The following is a 20,628-nucleotide window of genomic DNA, read 5'->3' as shown; positions in this document are numbered from 1 at the left end:
CGTTGGTTATGAAACCTGTTGTCGGAATTGGCGGCAACGATCATTTTATGAGCGTACCGGACGCCCATTGGACTGCTTACACGCCAAAAAGTTTTGTTGACGGTATCCAGCAAGCAGGGGGTATCGCAGTGATCTTGCCCATTACAGAAGATCCAGAAACGATCCAATACTATATTTCCAGTATCGATAAATTATTATTGACTGGCGGTCAGGATGTGGCGCCAGAGTTTTATCACCAAGCGCCTCATCAAAAACTGGGAGCTGTCTATCCTGCTAGAGACCGCTTCGAGATTGCTTTGATCCAAGAAGCGTTGAAGCAGGACAAACCTATTTTTGGTGTCTGTCGCGGTATGCAGTTGTTAAATGTCGCTTTCGGGGGTACATTGCTGCAAGACCTTTCACTAAAAGAGCATGCGATAAAACATGATCAGCTGCCGACACCTTTTCAGATCCCTACCCATACGATCCAAGTCGCCCCTGAAAGTCGGTTGGCAAAAATCGTTGGTACTAATTACAGCGTCAATTCATTCCATCATCAGGCGATTGATCAATTGGCAGACGGCTTTGTCGTGACTGCCTCTGCTCCTGACGGAATCATCGAAGGCATCGAGAGCACCGCGAAAAAAATCATGGGTATCCAATGGCATCCAGAATTGGCTCATGCCGTGATCCCTAGCGAACAAAGTATTTTTGATTTTTTTGTTCATGAATTTTAACGAATTATCAAAACAAACACATAAAAAAACTCCCAACGATAGTGTATGCACGGCTTGATATGCCGGTATCATACTCTCGTTGGGAGTTTTTTATTCACATTTCAGTTGGTACTTTTAAGTAAATGAACCCCCAGCATCAATAAACTAAGAAGCTTTTTGGGAAACTATTTTTCATTTTTCATCAATGAGAAAGATTGTTTCAATGCGGACCAGACGCCATTTTCATTGTAGATCAAGACGTTAGATTTATACATCCGTGCAGAAGCCAGCATCAAAACGATCGTCGCAACTGCTAAAATCACAACAGAGATCGCCGCACCGCCGACTGATACTGTGTCATTCGCCAAACGAATCGGCATGATATAAGAAGAGATGAACGGAATATAAGACGTCACGCGAATGATCACATTGGTAGGATCCGCCGCACCTAAAATCAAGCCCAGCATATACCCTGCCAATGAAAGATAGGTCACCGGCATGATGGCTTTGGCGGTGTCTTCCGCTTTGTTCACTAATGATCCGCAAAGGGCAGCCAAAACAGAATAAATCAATACACCTAATATGATAAAGATGATAGTAAAGTACAAGAAGGGGCCAAAAATATTATCTAAAGAAAGGTTTTCCAACAATGGTTTGGCAAATTCCATTTCTTTGATCCTTGAATAGCTTACGCCAAAGATCAGTCCATACAACCCGATTTGTGTCAGTGCGACTAGCAGAACACCGGTCAGCTTGCCGTAAAAATGGGTCTGCGCTTTTGTACTTGAAAGAATAACTTCCATGATTCTGGTTCCTTTTTCAGAAGCGATCTCTTGGGCAATGATCTGGGCATAGGTGATGATAAACATAAACAACACGATAGTCCCGACATAACTTACGATATATTGAGTGGTGCTATTGTCTTCCCCAACTTCCATTTGTCCGTCTTCGGCAAAGCTGACTTTTTGTTTCGTAAAATCAGCCGGTTGAACTAAACTGGCTACCTGTTCTGAATTCAGACCAAGGGATTGTGCCCGCGCGGTGCTTTGCAGATTGGTTAATATCTGCTGGATAAGAGTTTCGGTTGTTTGCCCGAGGGAAGATTCGCTGTAAAGCGTCCCTTTGACATTGTCAGTCTCAGCATCCAACACGATATATGCATCGATTTTTTCATCTTTCAACTGTTCTTGTGCATTTTTTTCAGAATCCAGCGCTTTAAAATGATAATCATCGTTATCACTTTCAGCTAATGCTTTGGCTAATTGTGTTTGTTGCGAGTAGACACCGATCGTTTTGATCTCCGAAGAATTTCCGGCAAAGATCCCGGCCAGATAAAACACACCCAACGCGATGAACGGGATCAAGATCATGATCAGAAAAGAGATCGATTTGACATTCTTTTTATAAACATCGCTAGCGATGATCCAAAATTTATCCATGAACGGCACCTGCTTTCCATTTGAAGATCTCTTCCAGTGTTGGCGGTTGTTGGTTGAACATTGGGATATAGCCGGATTTTGTCGCCTGTGCAAATATTTCTTTTCCGGCATCCGGATCTTCCAAAGTGATCTCCAAACTGCCGTCTTCTCTTTGCTTCACGTCACGCACCCCTGCGATCTCTTGAACATTTTCTTTCGATAAATCGGATTCTAAAAAGACTTTCGTTCGACCGAAAGATTCTCGAATCTCATGGACTTTCCCGTTAAGGACTGTTTGTCCATTTTTCAGCATGATCAGATGGTCGCAGATTTTTTCCACATTATCCATATTATGACTGGAAAAAATGACGCAAGATCCTTTCTCTTTCAACTCCAGAATACCGTTTTTCAACAATTCCGCGTTTACCGGATCCAATCCGCTGAAAGGTTCGTCTAAGATTACTAATTTCGGTTCGTGGATCAGTGTAGCGATCAGCTGGACCTTTTGCTGATTCCCTTTAGACAACGATTTGACTTTATCCGTTTTCTTGCCTTTGACTTGGAATTTTTCCATCCATTCATCGATCTTCGGCTCGATCTCTTGTTTGGACTTTCCTCGTAGACGAGCAAAGTAGATCAATTGTTCTTGAATCGACGACTTTGGATACAGTCCTCTTTCTTCCGGTAAATAGCCGATGATATTGTATTCTTTTGCACTTAATGGCTTGCCGTTCCATAATACTTCGCCGTGTTCAGCTTTAAGGAAATCTAAAATCAAACGAAACGTTGTGGTTTTTCCTGCTCCGTTTTGTCCGATCAATCCCATGATCTGCCCGTCCTGAATGTTAAACGACAGATCGTCGACAGCGGTATAACTGCCGAATGTCTTGACTAAATGCTTTGCTTCTAACATGTTGCTCCTCCTTCTGACCATCACTACATAATATGATTAGCTGCAATAGATCAGTGATCCATTTGCTGTTTTGTAGATACTCCTTTTTCTTGCCCTTCGATTTCTGACATCAAGTCAGCTCCCGCCTTATAAAATAATCGTCGTCGTTCAATTTCTCGGACCAGAGTATTTCTTCCTTTTTGCGTGATACGATAAATTTTTTTTCGATCATTGCTTTCTTCCAGTTGAATCATTTCATGTGCCTGCAATCTTTTCAAAATCGTGTACATACTTGCCGGCCCAATCTCAAAAGCTCCGTGGGTCAGTTTGCTGATCTCTTTCATGATTGCATATCCGTGCTGCGGTTTGAGCAATGCGAGTAATATCAAATACGTCGAATCTGTCAACGCTTCTTCCATTGCTTTCCACCTCCAAAATATATGTCAACAAGCGATATATCACATAACGATATAGTAAGCGCTGTAAAAGTGTTTGTCAATCTTTGTCAAGACAAAAAACCAAGACAGCGTATATGCATGCCTTGGTTTTAAATCAGCAGTTCATAAATCAATGATAGATCTTGACCGGTGTATTATACGGAATATTATAGTAGAACCATTTTGCATCCGGCACGGATAAACGGATACAGCCATGAGATGCCCGCATCCCTAATTTTGCCCCTTCTCTTGCATTAAAGGCATTCGTAGTTCCCGGATAAGCGATCGGTACTGTGTGGAACAAGTACACACCATGCTGATGATAAGAACGATAATATGCCCCGCCTGAACCGCCGTACCAGAAGGACAATCCTTTTTCTCCTTGTATTCGGAAATTACCGTAAGGAGTCGGATAATTCCAAAGGCCAGTCGAACAGATCATCGTATAGATTGTTTTAGAACCGGAACGGATATAGACCCGCTGTTTGCTGACGGAAACTTGGATATTCAGATTCTTCACCTTCAAAGAAGGATAACGGCCGCCAGTGGTATGCATCCAATAATTAGACTGTACACTAGTCGTTTGATTGGATTTGACCCAGCCGAGATTTCCGCCTGGCATCACTAGATATAGAAAAGTTCCGTTGTTGGTTTTCGCTTCCTTGATAGCTCGAGCCATATACCCTTTATAAGTAGATTTTTTTCCTAAAGCACGGCTATAAGGATCAGGATTTGCCAGAAAGTTTCCAGAACCATTCGTCAGTTTTACAAAACGATTGATCGTTTTTTGTGAATAAACGACATTCGGTGTACCAAAAGCACCGGAATTACCATAGCCTAACCATTTGCCGTTTGTTGTATACAATGAATAATACGTTGAACCGTTAAAATGACGATATTTGCCTTTTACTTGCAGGATCTGGTTATGATAGCTGGTAGTATTCCCACGCTTCTGCCAACTGAAATTCTGCCAAAGAGTATAATTTTTTTTAACGACACGGACTTTTTTCGTTTCTTTTTGCCAGATTCCGCCAGCATTTTTAGCGACTGAGGCGGCCTTTGCATTGAGATATCCTACCCATTTGCCTTTATTATTGTATAGTGAATAATAAGTAGAGCCGTTGTAATGGCCGTATTTTCCTTTTGCCAAGAAGGTCTGTCCGGAAACTTTGGTGGTAGTATTTTTCTTTACTTTCCAGTTGAAACTGCCCCAGATCGTATAGTTTTTTTTCGTGATCGTTACGTACTTGCCGTAATTTTGATAAGTACCTTGCGGATTTTTAGTAGCTTTCAGACCAGTGGCATTCATATAGCCCAGCCATTTGCCTTTTGAATCGTATAAAGAATAATATCGTGATCCGTTGTAATGCTCGTAACGACCTTTTATTTTGACTGTTTTGCCGGCGTAAGCGGCACTGGTCCCTTTTTTCTGCCAGTTAAAATTATTCCAGATCGTGTAATTTTTGCTGGTGATCGTTGCGTATTGGTTGTCGCTTAAAAAGATCCCTTGTTGCCCTGGTGCAGCGGCTGTTCCGCTAGCATTGATATAACCGACAAACTGTCCATTATTGCGATAAATAGCTAAATAATCAGAACCGTTAGTATGGTGGAACACTTCAGCGACTCGCAGTGTTTTCTGATAATAGGGAGCACTTTTCAGATTTTCTTTTGCAAAACTCGGATCTTGCCAAAAAGAATATCCTTTTTTCGTGATAGTGACATATCGATTGACTGTTTCATAGCTGCCTTTCAGCACTGTCACTTCAGCTTTTTTGACCCAACCTAGTGCTTGGTTTTTTTGGTCAGAGATCGCTAAAAATTCACCATCTGCTGCCTGTGCTTTTTTTGTTGTTTTAAATAGCTGGCTGGAGGCCGCTAACGTTTTTGTCGGGATCAGTTCGCTTCCCTGCAATGTGTATAGAACAGCGGCGCGATTGATTTTTACATATTGCCGATCGGTTTTTTGAGCGGAGATTTCGAGTTTTGGTTTTTCTTCACTGGAAGTCGAGGTTTCTTGAGTAGAACTTGAGGTTTGTTCATTGAGCGTCATTTCAGGTGCAGATGTCGCTTCCGGTATTGTACTTTGGTCGATTTCAGTTTCCTGTTCTATCGGTTCAGAAGATACAGTGCTTTCTTCGGTTGTACTGGTCGTAGAAACAGTTTCAGCAGTTGTAGTCAGCGGCGCTGTTGTAGATTCCGTCAGGTCTTCTCCGACCATCGTTTCTGCATGTCCGGCTATTGGATAGAAGGTGGTCAGTAAGATACTCGCGCAAAAAATCAGCAACCCTTTTTTCATTCTACCTCACCTCTTTTTAATTAATAATTCATCTAATTATAACACGAGGTTTTTATTCTCTACAAACGATAACCACATTCCAGATACTTCCAAATAAATCAATGCACACCTCAATAAATATTATCTTACCTCTTTTACTAAAAGAGAGATTCTCCTCAAAGCATCTATTATCTAGACTTTTTTCGCCCGGATCAGCAACATCATCGGCCGCCGCAATTCATCTTTCATTCCCGGCAGATCCAGCATATCTTGAGGCGGTCTCGCTTCTTCTACAGTTTCCAATACAAAACCAGTTGAAAGCAAGCCATTCAAAATCTGGGTCAGCGTATGATGCTGTTTGGTCACGTGTTGTCCTAAAAATATGGTTTCCCGTTGTCCGGTATAAAAATAGTTATCGATCGGCCAGTTTAGGATTTCACCATTTTCTCCATATGTCCACTCTTGATTGACACCAGATGTATAGATCGGGTGTTCGATATTAAGTAAAAAAATACCGCCAGGAGTCAACGTACGATTGATTTTTTTATAGATCTCCTCTAAATCCTCGATGTAATGAAGAACAAGATTTGAAATAACCAAATCGAAAGTCTCCGCTGGGAACGCATACGTCTCAAGATCTTGGACTTGATAGGTGATTTTCGGATCTGAATTCAGCTTTTTTGCCCTCTCAATCATTTTGACACTGCCGTCAAAAGCAAAAACGGATTTTGCACCGTTATCTGCTGCATACTTGCTGTGCCAGCCATATCCGCAGCCAATATCTAAAACTTTTAGATTCGTCAAATCCGGGAACAGCTCTTGAAATTGCCCCCATTCCCCTGCGCCTTTCAAACCTTCTTTGCTTCTGTCCATCTCAGCATATTCATCAAAAAATTGCTGAGAATCATAGATATTTTTAGTCATTTTTTCTCCTTTTAACCGTTTTTCAAATTTTTTCAAAAAACGCTCATGGTACGCTTCTAGCGCTTTTTGATCTTCACTTTGCGTGTATGCGTCAGCATATAGCCACTTTCCGCCAGTCGTTCCTAAAGCACCTTCGGAAAGTTCCAACGCCATCAATGCAGCAGGAGAAGAACCATCTTCTAACGTGATCCCGAATCGGCTAGCAGGAACAAAGCCAAAACGAGGATAATATGCTTCATGTCCCATGATCAAAAGAGATTTATAGCCTAGTTCTCTCGCTTTTTTCAGACTGTGCTGAATAAGTGCCGAACTGATTCCCCAGCCTTGTAATTCTGTCTTCACAGCTACCGGACCAAACGTCACTGTTTCAACTACTGCGCCATTGGGTCGGATAACTTTGCTTCGACTATAAAAGATACTGCCAATGATTTCATTATTGTAAACTGCGACAAAATCCAGTTCAGGAATAAAATCAGGGTCTTTTCTTAATAAACTGACGAGATAATGCTCAGTTGGTATCTTTCTTTTGGGCATTCCCGGAATATCAAGATCGACAAAACTTCTAAATGTGAGAAACTCGACTGCTTCGTGATCATCGAATCCTTCCTGACGTATCGTTAGTTGCTTCGTATCCATAAAAATACGCTCCTCTCCTACTACATTATTTTAATCGCTTTATTTTACCATAGACCTCACTTGAACATGAAAAAAGCCCAGGAGTTCTCTCCTGGGCTTTTGATCGATGAGATTACGCGTGAGCGGTAATCAATTGTTTTAATTGATCTTTTGTATGAACGCCGATCACTTTTTCAACAACTTGGCCGTCTTTTTTCAAGACCAATGTTGGGATACTCATGATACCAAATGATGCAGGTGTTTCTGGGTTTTCATCCACATCCATTTTAACGATCTTCAATTCGTCTTCGTCATATTCGTCAGCTAATTGTTCTAAGATCGGTGCTTGCATGCGACAAGGTCCACACCAAGTTGCCCAGAAATCAATCAACACTAATCCGTTATCTGTTTCTTCTTTAAACGTTTTATCTGTAATTGCTTTTGCCATTGTTTGGCCTCCTCTTAATTTCTGTTCCTATTATAGCATCAGATTTTTTTTGTTGCTAATTTTTTGCTTACATTTAGTAAGACTACTTAAAGGTAACGATCGTAGCACCGTTTCCGCCTTGATTTGCCGGTGCAAATTCAAATTTTTTCACACTTCGGTGGTTTTTCAGATATTCGGTGATCCCTTGACGCAATGCGCCGGTCCCTTTGCCGTGAACGATCGTGATTTGCGGATAGCCCGCCAAGATCGCCGCATCTAAATATTGATCCACTTCATTCAACGCTTCTTCATAACGTTTGCCCCGAAGATCCAATTGGTTTGGTACCGGATCATTTCCTGATGAACGGACGGTATTGACGATCCGCTGTACCGGTTCTTTGACTGGAGCCACACTTTGCAGGTCAGCTTCCGGCAATGTCATCTTCAAGATACCCAGCTGTACTTGCCACTGGTCACCGATTTTTTTGATCAGTGTACCCCGCTGACCATATGAAGTGACTAGGACTTCATCACCGGCTTTTAATTTTTTCGCTTGTTTGGCTTTTTGCAATACTTTGTTTTTTTGCAGCTGTTCTTCTTGACGCAGATTACTCAATTTTGTCTTGGCATCGATCAATTCGTGCTCTTTGACTTTGGTTTGGCCGCCGGCTAACTGCATTTTTCGCAGATCAGAAATGATTCCTTCCGCTTCTTCTTTGGCTTTATCGACGATTTGATTGGCTTTTTCTCGTGCTTTCGCCAATTCTTTTTCCCGCTCTTCAAAGAAATACGTGTAGGCTTCTTTCAGATCGCCATGAAGTTTCTGAGCTTCATCTACATAATGTCGGACTTCAAGATATTCCGTCTCTGTCATCTTGCGGCGGTTTTCCAGATCAGCGATCATTTCATTCAGATCTTGGCTTTCACCATCCATGATTTGTTTGGCTTCTTGAATGATATGTTCTGATAATCCTAATCGTTTAGAAATCTCAAAAGCGTTACTGCGTCCAGGCACTCCAATCAGTAATCGATACGTCGGACTTAACGTATCCACATCAAATTCCATGCTGGCATTGATCGTGTTTGCCCGATTGTAGCCATAGACTTTCAATTCCGGATAGTGAGTAGTTGCCATGACATAAGCGGATCTGGCGCCTAATTCATCTAAGATCGCGATAGCTAACGCCGCGCCTTCTTGCGGGTCGGTCCCGGCTCCCAATTCATCGAATAGGACTAGACTCTGGTCATCTACTTTATCCAAGACTTCCACGATCGTTGTCATATGAGAAGAGAAGGTAGACAGACTTTGTTCGATGGACTGTTCGTCACCAATGTCCGCAAAGATCTCTTTAAAGATCCCCATCTGACTTTCTTCCCCGGCTGGGATCGGCAATCCTGATTGTCCCATCAGTTGCAGCAGTCCTAGTGTTTTCAATGTGATCGTCTTCCCGCCGGTATTCGGTCCGGTGATCACGACTGCTTGGTAGTCTTTACCGATCATGATGTCATTAGCAACGACTTTTTCCCCATCGATCAACGGATGGCGAGCTTGTTTGAAATAGACATGATTTTCAGCGCTGATGGCCGGTACGATCGCTTGGACTTCTTTGGCAAACCGTGCTTTGGCATTCATGAAATCAAATTTACCGATCACATAGGCGTTGTGCAAAATCTCTTTACGATAAGGAACCAAAGCAGCGGAAAGCTCTGCTAAGATCCGTTCGATCTCTGTTCGTTCCGCGATTTGATGTTGCCGCAGACGATTATTTGCTTCAACGATCTGTTTTGGTTCGATAAATAGTGTTTGACCGGAAGAACTTTGGTCATGGACCACACCGCCAAAGATTCCGCGATATTCTTGTTTGACCGGGATCACGTAACGATCATTACGCATCGTCACGATGGTGTCGCTTAGATAGCGGGCATTTTTTCCGCGAACGATGCCATCCAGCTGTTCACGGATCGTTTGTTCACTGCGGCGGATGTTTTGCCGAATAGAATGTAATTCCGGCGAAGCATCGTCTGTGACATAGCCGTCCTCGTCAATGGCTCTTTTTAACTGCTGACTCAATTCCGGGATCGTGACTAATTGCTCGTTCCAGAAGTACAATCGGGAAAATTCGATCTCACTGTCTTCCAAATCATTGATGAAACGTTTGATCTCGCTGGTAGTGGATAACACCCGAGAAACTTGGGCCAATTCGATGCCATTCAGATCTGCACCGATCTCGATCCGTTTCATTTGCGGACGGATCGTTTCGATTTTAGGAATCGGGATCCCGCCCCGCAATCGTTGGACTTTGATGCCGTCTTCTGTTTCCTGCAACCAAGAAGAAATCGTCGTTTCATCGCTGACGGGTTGTAATTGCGACAATTCTTCTGTACCTTGAGCGGTCGTCAGATATTGCGCGATCATTTGTTTGACTTTACTAAAGTCTAATATATTAAGTATTCGATGATTCATTTTTTCACCTACTTTTCATTCATTAAAAAGGACAAAAAAGGACAGATCAGGTTGCTGACTCAATCTTGTCCTCTTACGCTAAAATATTCGTCACCCATAATTTATGGAACAATTCAGATAAAATCGGAGTATCTTCAACAACCATCCGCGCGATGGAACTATCTCGAAAAACATTTTGAATGATTGCTAAAGGCACCATGGACAATACGTATAGCAGTAAAAAGATCACCGTATACGCGATGACTACATTCAACAGTCCGCCAAGCAGCCAATCATAGTTTTTCAACAATCGTTTGAAACGCAGATTATTGAAGAAAATCAATACTAATTTGGTTACTAACCAGCCTCCGAACAATACCAAAAGAAAGGAAATCGCGGCATAGTAAGCTTTATCCAAATCAAGAGCGGTGGTCAGATCAAAAAAGACCATTTTTGAATCTTCTGTCACCGATGGATAGGGAATATACAATTCCAATTTTTTCGCAAGGTCTTCATACAGCATCTCAGCCACAAAAAGCGAAAAACCAAAACCGATCGTCGAGACGATCTGTAAAGGCGTACCACGTCGGCCGCCTACATAAAATGCACTTATTAAGATAAGAAGGATGATCAATCCAATCATTCTCAGGTCCTTTCTGCTATTCTTGCGTAGCCTTTTCTTGAATATCTCGTTTCCGCTGTTCATTTAGGATCTGCTGAGCCTCCACGTGATTGTGGATCTCCACATCTTGTCGTCCCGTCCGATCCAATACAGCCCGCGCTTCCGCTTCAATAGCTTCGATCCGTTTGATGCGGTTTTCCAATTCCGTCGCTTTGATCGCTTGCTTATGTAATTCACCTTGCTTTTTCTGCAACTTCAACAATTCTTCTTGTTTTTTCAACTGATCAGAAATCGCGTTGATCGCTAATAAAATAGCCGCTTGTTCCGTATCGATCTGCGGAGATAGGGCTTTGATCTCATTGAGTTGTTCATTGACTAATTTTGTGACAATATCCATATGGCGATTGCTTTCGCGTCCGATGATGGTATATGTTTGGTTGGCAATAACCGCTTTATAGCGTTTCTTTTCTGTTGCCATACGAATCAATTCCCTCCTGTTTTTTACCAACGTTCTTATTATAGCACGGAGATATTAATTTTTTCTTTTCGCAAACTCCTATCTATTATATGCGAAAAAACGAATAATTTCCATGTCAAACCAAAATAATCCCTCATGATTTTCCGTTCTGTGTTAAAATCTTTAACAAAGAAAAAAGTCAGGATGAAAAGAATGAGCCATGTTGTTTTAAAACTCGCAAAAACAAAGATTACAGAAATGAAACACGCCTACCAGCGCTATCTTCTGAATAAATCCGTACCTTATACGGAATTTATCGCTAAGAAAAACGGCATCACCATCACAGCCTATACATCCGGCAAAGTGATGTTTCAAGGCAATGATGCAGAAAAAGAAGCCGCGCTTTGGGGAGATGCCACTGACACGAAGAGCCCACAATCTACCGCGGCAAAAACAAGTCTGCCGCCGAATTTTTCCCAAAGAAGTATCATCGGCAGTGACGAAGTAGGCAATGGCAGTTACTTTGGTCCATTAGTGGTCTGCGCCGTATATGCTGAGACGGAAAAACTGCCAGCGCTGAAAAAACTCGGTGTCAAAGATTCCAAAATGTTGACCGACCCGCAGATCCGTCAGCTGGCACCGCAAATCAAGGCATTGGTCCCTTATCAGCAACTGATCGTGGAACCGAGAAAATATAACGAGATCCAGCCCGCCTATAATGCCGTGCGGATGAAAGTCGCGCTTCATAATCAAGCCATCTACCTATTACAGAAAAAAATCGCACCGCAAAAACCAGAAGGCATCCTGATCGATCAATTCACCAGTGAAGCCAATTATCGCAAGTATCTGCGGTCAGAAAAAAATCAAGTGACTGAAAATCTGTTTTTCATTACCAAAGGAGAACAATATCATTTAGCCGTCGCAGCGGCTTCGATCTTATGTCGTGCCGCCTTTCTGGAAGCACTAGAGAAAGCTTCTTCAGAAGTCGGTATCCACTTGCCTTCCGGTGCCGGCACCAAATCCGACGAAGCCGCCGCCAAAATCTTAAAAAAAGGCGGGATCGCTTTACTGGGTGATTACGCGAAGCTTCACTTTGCCAATACCGTAAAAGCAGAAAAAATCGCCGCCCGCTGATTTCCAACTAAAAATCGTGGCTGCCATTACAAAAAGCCCAACATTCGAGACCCTCTTAGCCGTAGAGCAAGGAGCATTCTCAAATGTTGGTTTTTTGTTTTATTCGATTGTATCCTAATCCTCTAAATGCAAGCGTCGCAAATAAACATTTTCCAATCTTTTTTGAACCCATTCGATACCGATACAAAGCAGCCAATAGATGATCGCGACCAACACGTACATGGACATATAATCAAACGTCCGCCCGCCAACGATCTTGGCTTTCTGGAAAATATCCGGGATCGTGATCATGGCCGCTAACGAGGTCCCTTTGACAAGATCCATTGCGACATTGCTCAACGCCGGGATCGAGATCCGAAAGGCCTGAGGTAAAATAACCAGACGCATCACTTTGAAAAACGGCAATCCTAACGCATAGGCCGCATCCCATTGACCACGATCCACGCCGTTGATGGAACCGCGATAGATTTCCCCGATAAACGCGCTGCTGGTCAAACTGAAACAAATGATCGTAGCAGTCAACGCGCTCAACTGATAAGGCAATCCGAAATAAAGCAAAAACAACAGGACTAGTGCCGGGACACCCCGCAAGAAAGATAGATAAAATCGTACCAGACTTTGCAAGATCTTAGAAGGAATCATCCCTAGAATTGTCAACACCAAGCCTAAAATGTTCCCCAAAAGAAATGAAAGCACGCCGATTCCCAACGTATAGCTCAATCCTTGCAATACAAAGGGCAGTGAATCGATCATCAGTTTGATATCTAGTGTTGGAATATACATTAGTCAGGAGATACCGTTTCTGTGATTTTTTCTTTTGGCTCTACGGAAACATCAGTCTGGAAGTAACTTTCCGCGATTCTTTTCATGGTACCGTCCTTCTTCATTTCTTTAATGGCGCCGTCAATTTTTTCTTTCAATGCTTCATCCTTCTTATCAAATAAAAAGCCGGTATGATTTGCGTTGAAATAGACATTTTCTAAGATCTTCACGGGGATATCAGGCAGCGCCGCTATCGACATCTTTTGTAAATAGTAATCGTTCAAGATCACATCCGTCCGACCGTTAGCGACATCTGTCAAATATTGGTCGTTCGTAGCATTATCATAAGTCACCGGTTCTGCGCCGTATTTTTCAGCGATCTTCATGTAGCTGGTGTTTGGCTCTCCGGCGGCTTTCTTGCCTTTCAGATCTTTCAATGAAGCGATCCCTGAATCGTCGCTTTTGCGCACGATCATACTGTCAAAGGAATATTTGATCGGTTCTGAAAGAACGAATTTCTTCCCGCGATCTCCCGACAAACCAAAGTCATTGGCTGCAAAGTCTGCTTCATTGCGATTGACAGAAGAGATCTGCCCGTCAACATTGTATTCTTTGAATTCGATCTTCACATTCAAACGTTTTGCCACTTCTTTTGCGACATCCACATCATAGCCTACTAATTTATTATCGTCATTGTAATAGGAAGAAGGAAATAACGTGCCTGAAGTCGCCACTGTCAATTGCTTTTCATCCGCGACTTTTTTCCAACTGTCGTCTCCAGAGCTTTCTTTCGATTGAGTGCCGCATGCGCCCAATAATAAAACTGCCATTCCTAATAATCCTACGGTCCACTTTTTCACTTTTCTTCCTCCTAGTTTCGATAAGCTTTCGGTAATTGGAACAATTGATTTTCTTCAAAAAGATATCCTGCTTGCAGCAACAGATCTTCCCGCCCTTTTGATGCCATAAATTGAATCCCTAATGGCAAGCCAGAGTCGGTGATCTTTGTCGGCAAGCTGATCGCCGGCTGTCCAGTAAGATTAGCCAGCTGGGTATAAGGCGTCAAGCGCAAACTTTTTTCGAACATGTCTGCTACTAATGTTTCCAGTTCTTTTTTCGACAGCTCTTCTGCTTGGCCTAACTGTTGAAATATCGCTTCACTTTGCAATTCAGCATCGATCCTAGGAGCAGGAAATGCTGTTGACGGTGTCAAAAACAGATCATAGGTATCGAATAACTGTTCCATTTGATATGCAGCTCCATCCCATTGATGAAGCCCACGAATGAATTCTGCGGCTTCGATCTTCCTACCGTATTGATAGATTCCCCAAGTCATCAATTCCATATCTGAACGTGTGACTTTGCGTCCAAGTCCCTCGGCGATCTCATCAAACATCGCCGCCGTCTCGCCGCCATTCATCAAGTAATAACATTCGATCAAAGGACGGCCATTTAATGGATAAGAAATCTCTGTCACATCATGCCCTTGATCAGCCAGAAAAGCTGCCGCTTCTCTGACCGCCGCTTTTGCATCCTCAGAAATCGGTGTTCCGATCGGTGATTCCGTCGTAAAAGCAATGGTCAGTCGTTTTTTATTTGCCGCTTGATGATGCTGCCATTCTTCACGAACAGCTTGATAAGGCGCCGCTTTGTCGATCCCGTCCCGCATACCGTAAAACAGCTTTTCTGTATCCCGCATGGAGACTGTCAACGCAAAATGGACCGCCGCTCCTTGCCAGCCCCGCCAATTACCCGGTCCGACAGGCATTGCACCTCGACTTGGTTTCAAACCGATCAATCCGCAAAAAGAAGCCGGGATGCGGATCGAGCCACCGCCATCGCTGGCTCCTGCCATTGGAAAAATCCCCGATGCGACAGCCGCTGCCGCGCCCCCGCTAGATCCGCCAGGTGTGTGCTCCAACGCCCATGGATTCCGTGTTGGACCATAGATTTCAGGATCCGTAACATTCTTAAACCCAAATTCCGGTGCATTGGTCTGCCCCAATGGAATCAATCCACAACGTTCCATCTGTGCGACAAAGGAATCTGTATGTCTGGCACGACGCTCCTTCAAAACCCTTGAAGCTGAATTAGCCAGCCAACCTGCTTTTTCTTGTCCCAACATTTTTAATGGTATCGGTAAACCGGCAAACAATGTATCCGTTCTCTTTTTTTCATAAAATTCTGTAATAGCTTGCTGTCTGTCAAATGTGATCAACGCATTAAGCTCTTTATTTTCTTGTACCTTCTGTTCGATTGCGGCCGTTAGCTCTTCAAAACTGATCTGATTTGCTGCTAATTTTTCTGCCCAATAAGTCCCGTCTTTCATCGTTATCACTCCTTTCGTTATTAATAGCATAAAACAATATATATAACAAGCGATACACACCTGTTTCAGTCGTTAAAATCGCTTGTTCCATCGACATTATCATCATACGAGTATAAAAATCTTTTTTACTATAACAGTTATTTCTGTTGTACTATAATGTGATCATTGAAATTATCTGCTGGCTATGTCAGAATACAAAAGGAATACAGCAGGAGGAATGCAAATTGAAAAAAATCGCAATTATTGGCGGCGGTATTATTGGTTTGACGCTGGCAAATTATTTAGATACGAATAAATTCACTGTCACTGTTTTTGATGAAACAACTGGGCAAGCTACCGGTGCCAGCGCGGGGATCATTTCCCCATGGTTATCCAAACGACGAAACAAAAAATGGTATCGTCTCGCTCAAGATGGCGCGGCGTTTTTTCCAAAACTGATTCAAGATATGGCACTGACAGACGATATCTATCAGCAAACTGGTACTTTGATTTTGCGGGATGCCAGCGAACTGACTGAACTTGCGGAATTGGCTGAAAAACGCAAAGCGGACGCTCCAGAGATCGGCACCATCCAACAATTGACCGCTGAACAGACCCAGCAGGCGTTGCCTTTATTGAAAAAAACTCCTTCATTGAAGATCTCTGGCGGCGGAAAACTGGACGGCAAAGCTTATCTGGCACATCTGAAAAAGCTCGCAGAAAATAAAGGCGTTCGCTTCATTTCTGAAAAAGCAAGCATCAAGAAAAATGCTGATGGCTGGCAAATGATCACAGCAAACCAAACTATGGACTTTGATCTGGCAGCCTTGGCACCCGGACCACGGTTAAAAGAACTCTTAAATGAAATCGGCTATCAAACAGATCTTCGGCCGCAAAAAGGACAGCTTTTAGTTTTTGAGACTTCTTTTAAAGAAAGCGGCGCATGGCCTGTCGCTATGCTGGACGGAGAAGCAGATTTGATTCCATTCATGGACGGTAAGATTTTATTAGGCGCTACTCACGAAAATGAGGCCAGCTGGGATTTGAAGCCGACAGATGAAGCTTATAGACAATTGACAGAAAACAGCCGAGAATTCTTACAGATGCCGGATGAACTTTTCCGTCAATTCAAAAATTACCGTGTCGGCACCCGCGCCTACACTTCTGATTTCGCGCCGTTTTTCGGTCCCCTTCCAGAAGAACCTTCCTTAGCTGTAGCAAGCGGCCTTGGTTCATCAGGTCTCACGACAGGACCTTATATCGGTTATTTGTTAGCGAAATATTTCAATAACGCCGCTTGGCAGACTGACGAGTATCAAAAACCGATGGAGAATTATGTGGGTTTATAGGTATTAAATAGGAACTAAAAAATGACAAGCCGCATCCACCTAATAAGCGAGTCTCTACGCTCATTAGGTGATGCGACTTTTACTTTCCACTCAGCAAAACTTCTTTTGCGGTTTTCTTGCAGTATTTGTTTTTTGACTATTTTAACTACTTCGTCACTGATAGTCATGCCACATTTTTATTTTTTAGATCATTATTAGTTGCTCGTTCAAGTTCCAACAACTCCGCTAAACATTGAAATCTAGCACTATTTTTCTTGAATACACAGATCAGCTCTCAGCCAACCTCCGCTTTTCAAATTTACCGTTCGTCAACACCGTGACTTCTTTAAAGCCAAGTTTTCTTAAACGCTCCAGTTCTTCTTTAAAGCCGAAATTCAATGTTGCTGGTTCGTGGCTGTCGCTGGATAGGATGATTGGTATATTTTCTTGCTGCAGCAGCGTGAGTAAAAAATCATCCGGATAAGCGGTCTGCTTCCAGCCGCGGCTGACACCGCCTGTATTGACTTCCACCATTCCGCCGTAAGTTTTTAATTCCCGTGCGACTGACAACAGCGCCTCAGCGGCGATTGACTGATACTCCTCGTCCACTTCGTCAAGATAATGGATCCGGTCATTGAACTTTGCGATCAGATCGAAATGACCAACGATCGTAGGATGATTTTGACGGACATGCTGGATCACAAGCTGATAGTAATCCCGCACCATCGCCAAAACGTCTCCTTGAAACCACTCCTGCAATGTCTCCGCTAAAAGTTCCGGGCTTTGATCGACACTGCGGTACTCTCCGTTTCGGGGTGAAAAATAGTGGACCGATCCAATGGTATAGTCATAAGTTTCCTGCAAATCACTAAAGTAATCCCATTCGATACCTAATGAGATCGCAAGCTTCCCTGCATTTTTCCGGGCCAAATCTTCCACCGCTTTTTTATAGGCTTTCTCGTCTTGGATACCGGGACAGCTTGGGTCAAAGGGTGCGGGAGAGTGGGAGGAAAAACCGAGATCCGTGAAACCTAGCGCAAGTGCCTGCTGGACCATTTCCTCTATCGTGGCTTTCCCGTCGCAAAAGGTACTGTGAGTATGAGCGTTTGATAAATACTCCATGATCATTCCTCATTTCATTCGTTCTTGCTTTAATTTATGATCGATGACATGCCGGCCTGTCAATTCCTTTTTCACTTCCGCAACGCTGATATCCATTTCAGTCATCAGCACCAATACGTGATACGCCAGATCCGCGATTTCATAGATCGTCTCTTCCTTGTCCTCTTTGATTCCGCCGATAATGACTTCTGCGGATTCCTCGCCGACTTTTTTCAATATTTTTTCCAGCCCTTTATCAAAAAGATAGCTGGTATAGCTGTCGGCTTGGGGGACCTTTTTCCGTTCCTTTAATAGACCCTGCAATCCTTCCAAGGAAAACAGCTCACTAACGTCACCGTACAATCCATTGGTAAAACAGCTCTCACTTCCGGTATGGCAAGCCGGTCCATCCTTGACTACTCTGGCCACCAGCGCATCTTCATCGCAATCGGCAGTCAAAGATCGCAGATATTGAAAATTTCCGCTAGTTTCGCCCTTTACCCATAATTTTTGACGCTTGCGGGAAAAATAAGTCATCTTCCCGCTTTCCAAAGTCTGTTGCAGACTTTCCTGATTCAGGTAAGCCAATGTCAGCACTTGATTTGTATAGTAATCCTGCACGATCACCGGAATCAATCCTTTTTCATCAAAACGAACCATCTAAAACTCCTCCATTTCTTTTAAACTGGACGAACAAAAATCTGATTGTCCAACAAATATTTCTTCAATTCTGAAATCTCAACGGAACGATCATGAAAAATCGAAGCGGCTAATCCGGCATCTATTTTGGGATGTTGAAACAGCTCCAAAAAATCAGCTTTTTTTCCCGCACCTCCAGAAGCGATGATAGGCAGTTGGGTTCGTTCCGCCACTAAATCCAACAGCTCTAGATCAAAGCCGTTTTTCACTCCGTCGGTATCGATACTGTTGATGACCAGTTCACCGGCTCCCAGATCTTCTCCGTATTTGATCCATTCCAATGCGTCGATCCCTGTGTCCTTGCGCCCGCCCTCTGCGAAAACATGAAAGGCGCCCGCAACGCGTTTGACATCCACGGAAAGGACCACGCATTGACTGCCGAAACGCTGCGCCGCTTCACGGATCAGCTGGGGTTCTTTGATTGCACCTGAATTCACGCTGACTTTATCTGCCCCGGCATGCAGTACCCGATAAAAATCATTCAGGGAATTGATTCCTCCGCCGACGGTCAACGGGATAAAGATCACTGAGGCAACTTTTTTCAAAACCTCTGTAAACAATTCCCGTTTTTCATATGAAGCGGTGATATCATAAAAGACCAGCTCATCTGCGCCAGACCGATTATAAAAATCAGCTAAAAGGACCGGATCTTCGATTTCTCTCAGCTGAGAAAAACGAACTCCTTTGACCACCTTGCCGTCTTTCACATCCAAACATGGGATAATACGTTTAGCAATCATCGCTTTTCCTCCTGTCTGCCGGCAATGCTCAAGATATCCTCTAACACCAGATCATTTTGATACAGCGCTTTGCCGACGATCGCCCCTTCAATACCGATATTTTTTAATTCTTCAATATCCTGCAAAGTTGCTACACCGCCGGAAGCTGTGATTTCCAATGGTAATCGATCCAGCTCTTGATACAATTTGCTGTCGATCCCTGCGCCTGTTCCGTCTTTCGCGATATCCGTATAGATGATTCGGCGGCAGCCCCAATCCGCCAAATATTGACAAAAAACAGCGGCAGAGGTTTCCGTAGTATTCAGCCAGCCTTCCGTCGCGACTTTTCCTTCACGGACATCGACACCAATGACGATTTTTTCTTGGTATTTTTTCAGCATTTCTTTAGTAAAATCCGGGTCTCGCTGCGCGACAGTCCCTAAGATCACCTGTCGGACTCCGGCATCTAAATAAGCAGCGATCGTCTTTTCCTCGCGGATCCCGCCGCCGACTTCTACAGCTAATGACGTGTTCTCAACGATTCCCTGTATCATATTGAAATGATGCCCTGTCCCCGTTTTTGCTCCATTCAAGTCAACCAGATGCAAAAAACGCGCGCCGGCAGTCTCAAATGATTTTGCAAAACTCAGCGGGTCTAAACCGAATATGCTTTGTTTTTGGTAATCGCCTTGATAAAGGCGGACGACTTGCTGATCCAACAAGTCGATAGCTGGATAAATGTTCATAAGCTTCCCTCCGCAAAATTTTGTAGCAATTTTGATCCGGCCCTTCCGCTTTTTTCCGGATGGAACTGGGTCCCGAAAAGATTGCCCTTTTGAACGATGCCAGGAATCTTGACGCCGTATTCGCTATAAGCCGCCACTACCGGTTCGGTTGTTTCTGCATAGAAACTGTGGACATAATAAAAGAAATCTTGGTCTTGGATCCCCTGCAATAACGGGCAATCCTTTTGAAAAACCAGCTGATTCCACCCCATATGCGGGACTTTCAGCGGCTGTTCAGTTGATAAAAAGCGTTCCTTCAAAGACGTGACTTTACCGGAGATCAAACCGAATCCTTTCTGAGTCCCAAATTCCTCGCTTTCTTCAAATAACAGCTGCATTCCCACACAGATTCCTAAGATCGGTGTTCCTTTGCCTGCCATCTCGATCAATGTCTGATCCAAACCCTTTTCCGCTAATTTCTTTTTGGCATCGCCAAATGCACCCACACCTGGAAATATGATCCGATCCGCCTTCTCCACAACAGTCGGCTGGTCTGTCACACAATGTTCGATCCTGAGGGAAGTCAAGGCACCTTGCAAACTGAATAAATTTCCTACTCCGTAATCAACGACTGCGATCATTGCCTC

At 43.5% G+C, this 20,628-nt stretch carries 20 protein-coding genes; 3 read left to right on the top strand and 17 right to left on the bottom strand.

The genetic code is table 11. From position 1 onward, the window contains the following. The first annotated feature begins 8 nt into the window (after positions 1-8). A complete protein-coding gene (locus EFB00_RS09105) occupies positions 9-716 on the top strand; it encodes a gamma-glutamyl-gamma-aminobutyrate hydrolase family protein (RefSeq protein ID WP_122646513.1) in 708 nt (235 codons plus the stop codon). 164 nt (positions 717-880) lie between these two features. Here the strand turns inward: EFB00_RS09105 and EFB00_RS09100 are convergent, their stop codons facing one another. The 9 genes from EFB00_RS09100 to zapA all read right to left on the bottom strand — a co-directional run bounded on the left by EFB00_RS09100 (position 881) and on the right by zapA (position 11,226). Beyond that, positions 881-2,134, bottom strand: a complete 1,254-nt coding sequence (locus tag EFB00_RS09100) for an ABC transporter permease (protein WP_122646512.1) — start codon at positions 2,132-2,134, stop codon at positions 881-883. Next, complete coding sequence (locus tag EFB00_RS09095) at positions 2,127-3,026, bottom strand: ABC transporter ATP-binding protein (RefSeq protein WP_122646511.1); 900 nt, start codon at positions 3,024-3,026, stop codon at positions 2,127-2,129. Before EFB00_RS09095 ends, EFB00_RS09100 begins: the two co-directional genes overlap by 8 nt. A 50-nt stretch (positions 3,027-3,076) precedes the next feature. Next, positions 3,077-3,424 (bottom strand): PadR family transcriptional regulator, encoded by a 348-nt coding sequence (locus EFB00_RS09090; RefSeq protein WP_122646510.1) that lies wholly within the window; start codon positions 3,422-3,424, stop codon positions 3,077-3,079. A gap of 148 nt (positions 3,425-3,572) precedes the next feature. Beyond that, positions 3,573-5,738, bottom strand: a complete 2,166-nt coding sequence (locus EFB00_RS09085) for a L,D-transpeptidase family protein (RefSeq protein ID WP_122646509.1) — start codon at positions 5,736-5,738, stop codon at positions 3,573-3,575. 171 nt (positions 5,739-5,909) lie between these two features. Next, on the bottom strand, positions 5,910-7,277 hold the full coding sequence (locus tag EFB00_RS13810; RefSeq protein ID WP_122646508.1) for a GNAT family N-acetyltransferase: 1,368 nt from the start codon (positions 7,275-7,277) through the stop codon (positions 5,910-5,912). A 112-nt stretch (positions 7,278-7,389) separates the two neighbouring features. Beyond that, positions 7,390-7,704, bottom strand: coding sequence for a thioredoxin (trxA, locus tag EFB00_RS09075; RefSeq protein ID WP_122646507.1), 315 nt, complete (start codon positions 7,702-7,704; stop codon positions 7,390-7,392). An 82-nt stretch (positions 7,705-7,786) separates the two neighbouring features. Next, positions 7,787-10,147: an endonuclease MutS2 gene (locus tag EFB00_RS09070; RefSeq protein WP_122646506.1), complete on the bottom strand. Its 2,361-nt coding sequence runs from the start codon at positions 10,145-10,147 to the stop codon at positions 7,787-7,789. Between the two features lie 73 nt (positions 10,148-10,220). Further along, entirely contained in the window at positions 10,221-10,769 is a 549-nt protein-coding gene (locus EFB00_RS09065; RefSeq protein ID WP_122646505.1) for a CvpA family protein, read from the bottom strand. A gap of 16 nt (positions 10,770-10,785) precedes the next feature. Then, complete coding sequence (zapA, locus tag EFB00_RS09060) at positions 10,786-11,226, bottom strand: cell division protein ZapA (RefSeq protein WP_122646504.1); 441 nt, start codon at positions 11,224-11,226, stop codon at positions 10,786-10,788. A gap of 192 nt (positions 11,227-11,418) precedes the next feature. On the opposite strand from zapA, the gene rnhC reads away from it, so the two are divergent. Beyond that, positions 11,419-12,339, top strand: coding sequence for a ribonuclease HIII (gene rnhC / locus EFB00_RS09055; protein WP_122646503.1), 921 nt, complete (start codon positions 11,419-11,421; stop codon positions 12,337-12,339). A 114-nt stretch (positions 12,340-12,453) separates the two neighbouring features. Here rnhC and EFB00_RS09050 read toward each other — a convergent pair whose 3' ends face one another. Genes EFB00_RS09050 through EFB00_RS09040 form a run of 3 tightly spaced genes read right to left on the bottom strand, consistent with a single transcriptional unit; the run spans position 12,454 to position 15,430 of the window. Beyond that, entirely contained in the window at positions 12,454-13,122 is a 669-nt protein-coding gene (locus tag EFB00_RS09050) for an amino acid ABC transporter permease (RefSeq protein WP_122646502.1), read from the bottom strand. After that, the gene (locus EFB00_RS09045; RefSeq protein WP_206423502.1) at positions 13,122-13,931 is read right to left on the bottom strand and encodes a transporter substrate-binding domain-containing protein; all 810 of its coding nucleotides are present in this window, start codon (positions 13,929-13,931) and stop codon (positions 13,122-13,124) included. The genes EFB00_RS09050 and EFB00_RS09045 overlap by 1 nt, the downstream gene beginning before the upstream one ends. 41 nt (positions 13,932-13,972) lie before the next feature. After that, positions 13,973-15,430, bottom strand: coding sequence for an amidase (locus EFB00_RS09040; RefSeq protein ID WP_122646500.1), 1,458 nt, complete (start codon positions 15,428-15,430; stop codon positions 13,973-13,975). 224 nt (positions 15,431-15,654) lie between these two features. Here EFB00_RS09040 and EFB00_RS09035 point away from each other — a divergent pair, with 224 nt between their 5' ends. Continuing rightward, a complete protein-coding gene (locus EFB00_RS09035; RefSeq protein WP_122646499.1) occupies positions 15,655-16,758 on the top strand; it encodes an NAD(P)/FAD-dependent oxidoreductase in 1,104 nt (367 codons plus the stop codon). Positions 16,759-17,025: 267 nt separating this feature from the next. Here the strand turns inward: EFB00_RS09035 and EFB00_RS09030 are convergent, their stop codons facing one another. The 5 genes from EFB00_RS09030 to hisH are packed head-to-tail and all read right to left on the bottom strand — an operon-like array spanning position 17,026 to position 20,622. Further along, a complete protein-coding gene (locus tag EFB00_RS09030; RefSeq protein WP_122646498.1) occupies positions 17,026-17,859 on the bottom strand; it encodes a histidinol-phosphatase in 834 nt (277 codons plus the stop codon). A 9-nt stretch (positions 17,860-17,868) separates the two neighbouring features. Further along, positions 17,869-18,498, bottom strand: a complete 630-nt coding sequence (gene hisIE, locus EFB00_RS09025; protein WP_122646497.1) for a bifunctional phosphoribosyl-AMP cyclohydrolase/phosphoribosyl-ATP diphosphatase HisIE — start codon at positions 18,496-18,498, stop codon at positions 17,869-17,871. Positions 18,499-18,518: 20 nt separating this feature from the next. Continuing rightward, positions 18,519-19,277 carry an imidazole glycerol phosphate synthase subunit HisF gene (gene hisF, locus EFB00_RS09020; RefSeq protein WP_122646496.1) on the bottom strand — a complete coding sequence of 253 codons (759 nt, stop codon included), beginning with the start codon at positions 19,275-19,277 and terminating at the stop codon, positions 18,519-18,521. Next, positions 19,274-20,002, bottom strand: a complete 729-nt coding sequence (gene hisA, locus EFB00_RS09015; RefSeq protein ID WP_122646495.1) for a 1-(5-phosphoribosyl)-5-[(5-phosphoribosylamino)methylideneamino]imidazole-4-carboxamide isomerase — start codon at positions 20,000-20,002, stop codon at positions 19,274-19,276. The genes hisF and hisA overlap by 4 nt, the downstream gene beginning before the upstream one ends. Beyond that, the gene (gene hisH / locus EFB00_RS09010) at positions 19,999-20,622 is read right to left on the bottom strand and encodes an imidazole glycerol phosphate synthase subunit HisH (RefSeq protein WP_122646494.1); all 624 of its coding nucleotides are present in this window, start codon (positions 20,620-20,622) and stop codon (positions 19,999-20,001) included. Before hisH ends, hisA begins: the two co-directional genes overlap by 4 nt. Positions 20,623-20,628 lie beyond the last annotated feature (6 nt).

The sequence above is a fragment of the Enterococcus mediterraneensis genome, from assembly GCF_900604485.1.
Lineage (GTDB): Bacteria > Bacillota > Bacilli > Lactobacillales > Enterococcaceae > Enterococcus_C > Enterococcus_C mediterraneensis.
The sequence above is the reverse complement of the archived record's forward strand: the minus strand, read 5'-3'. Positions and strand labels throughout refer to the sequence as shown.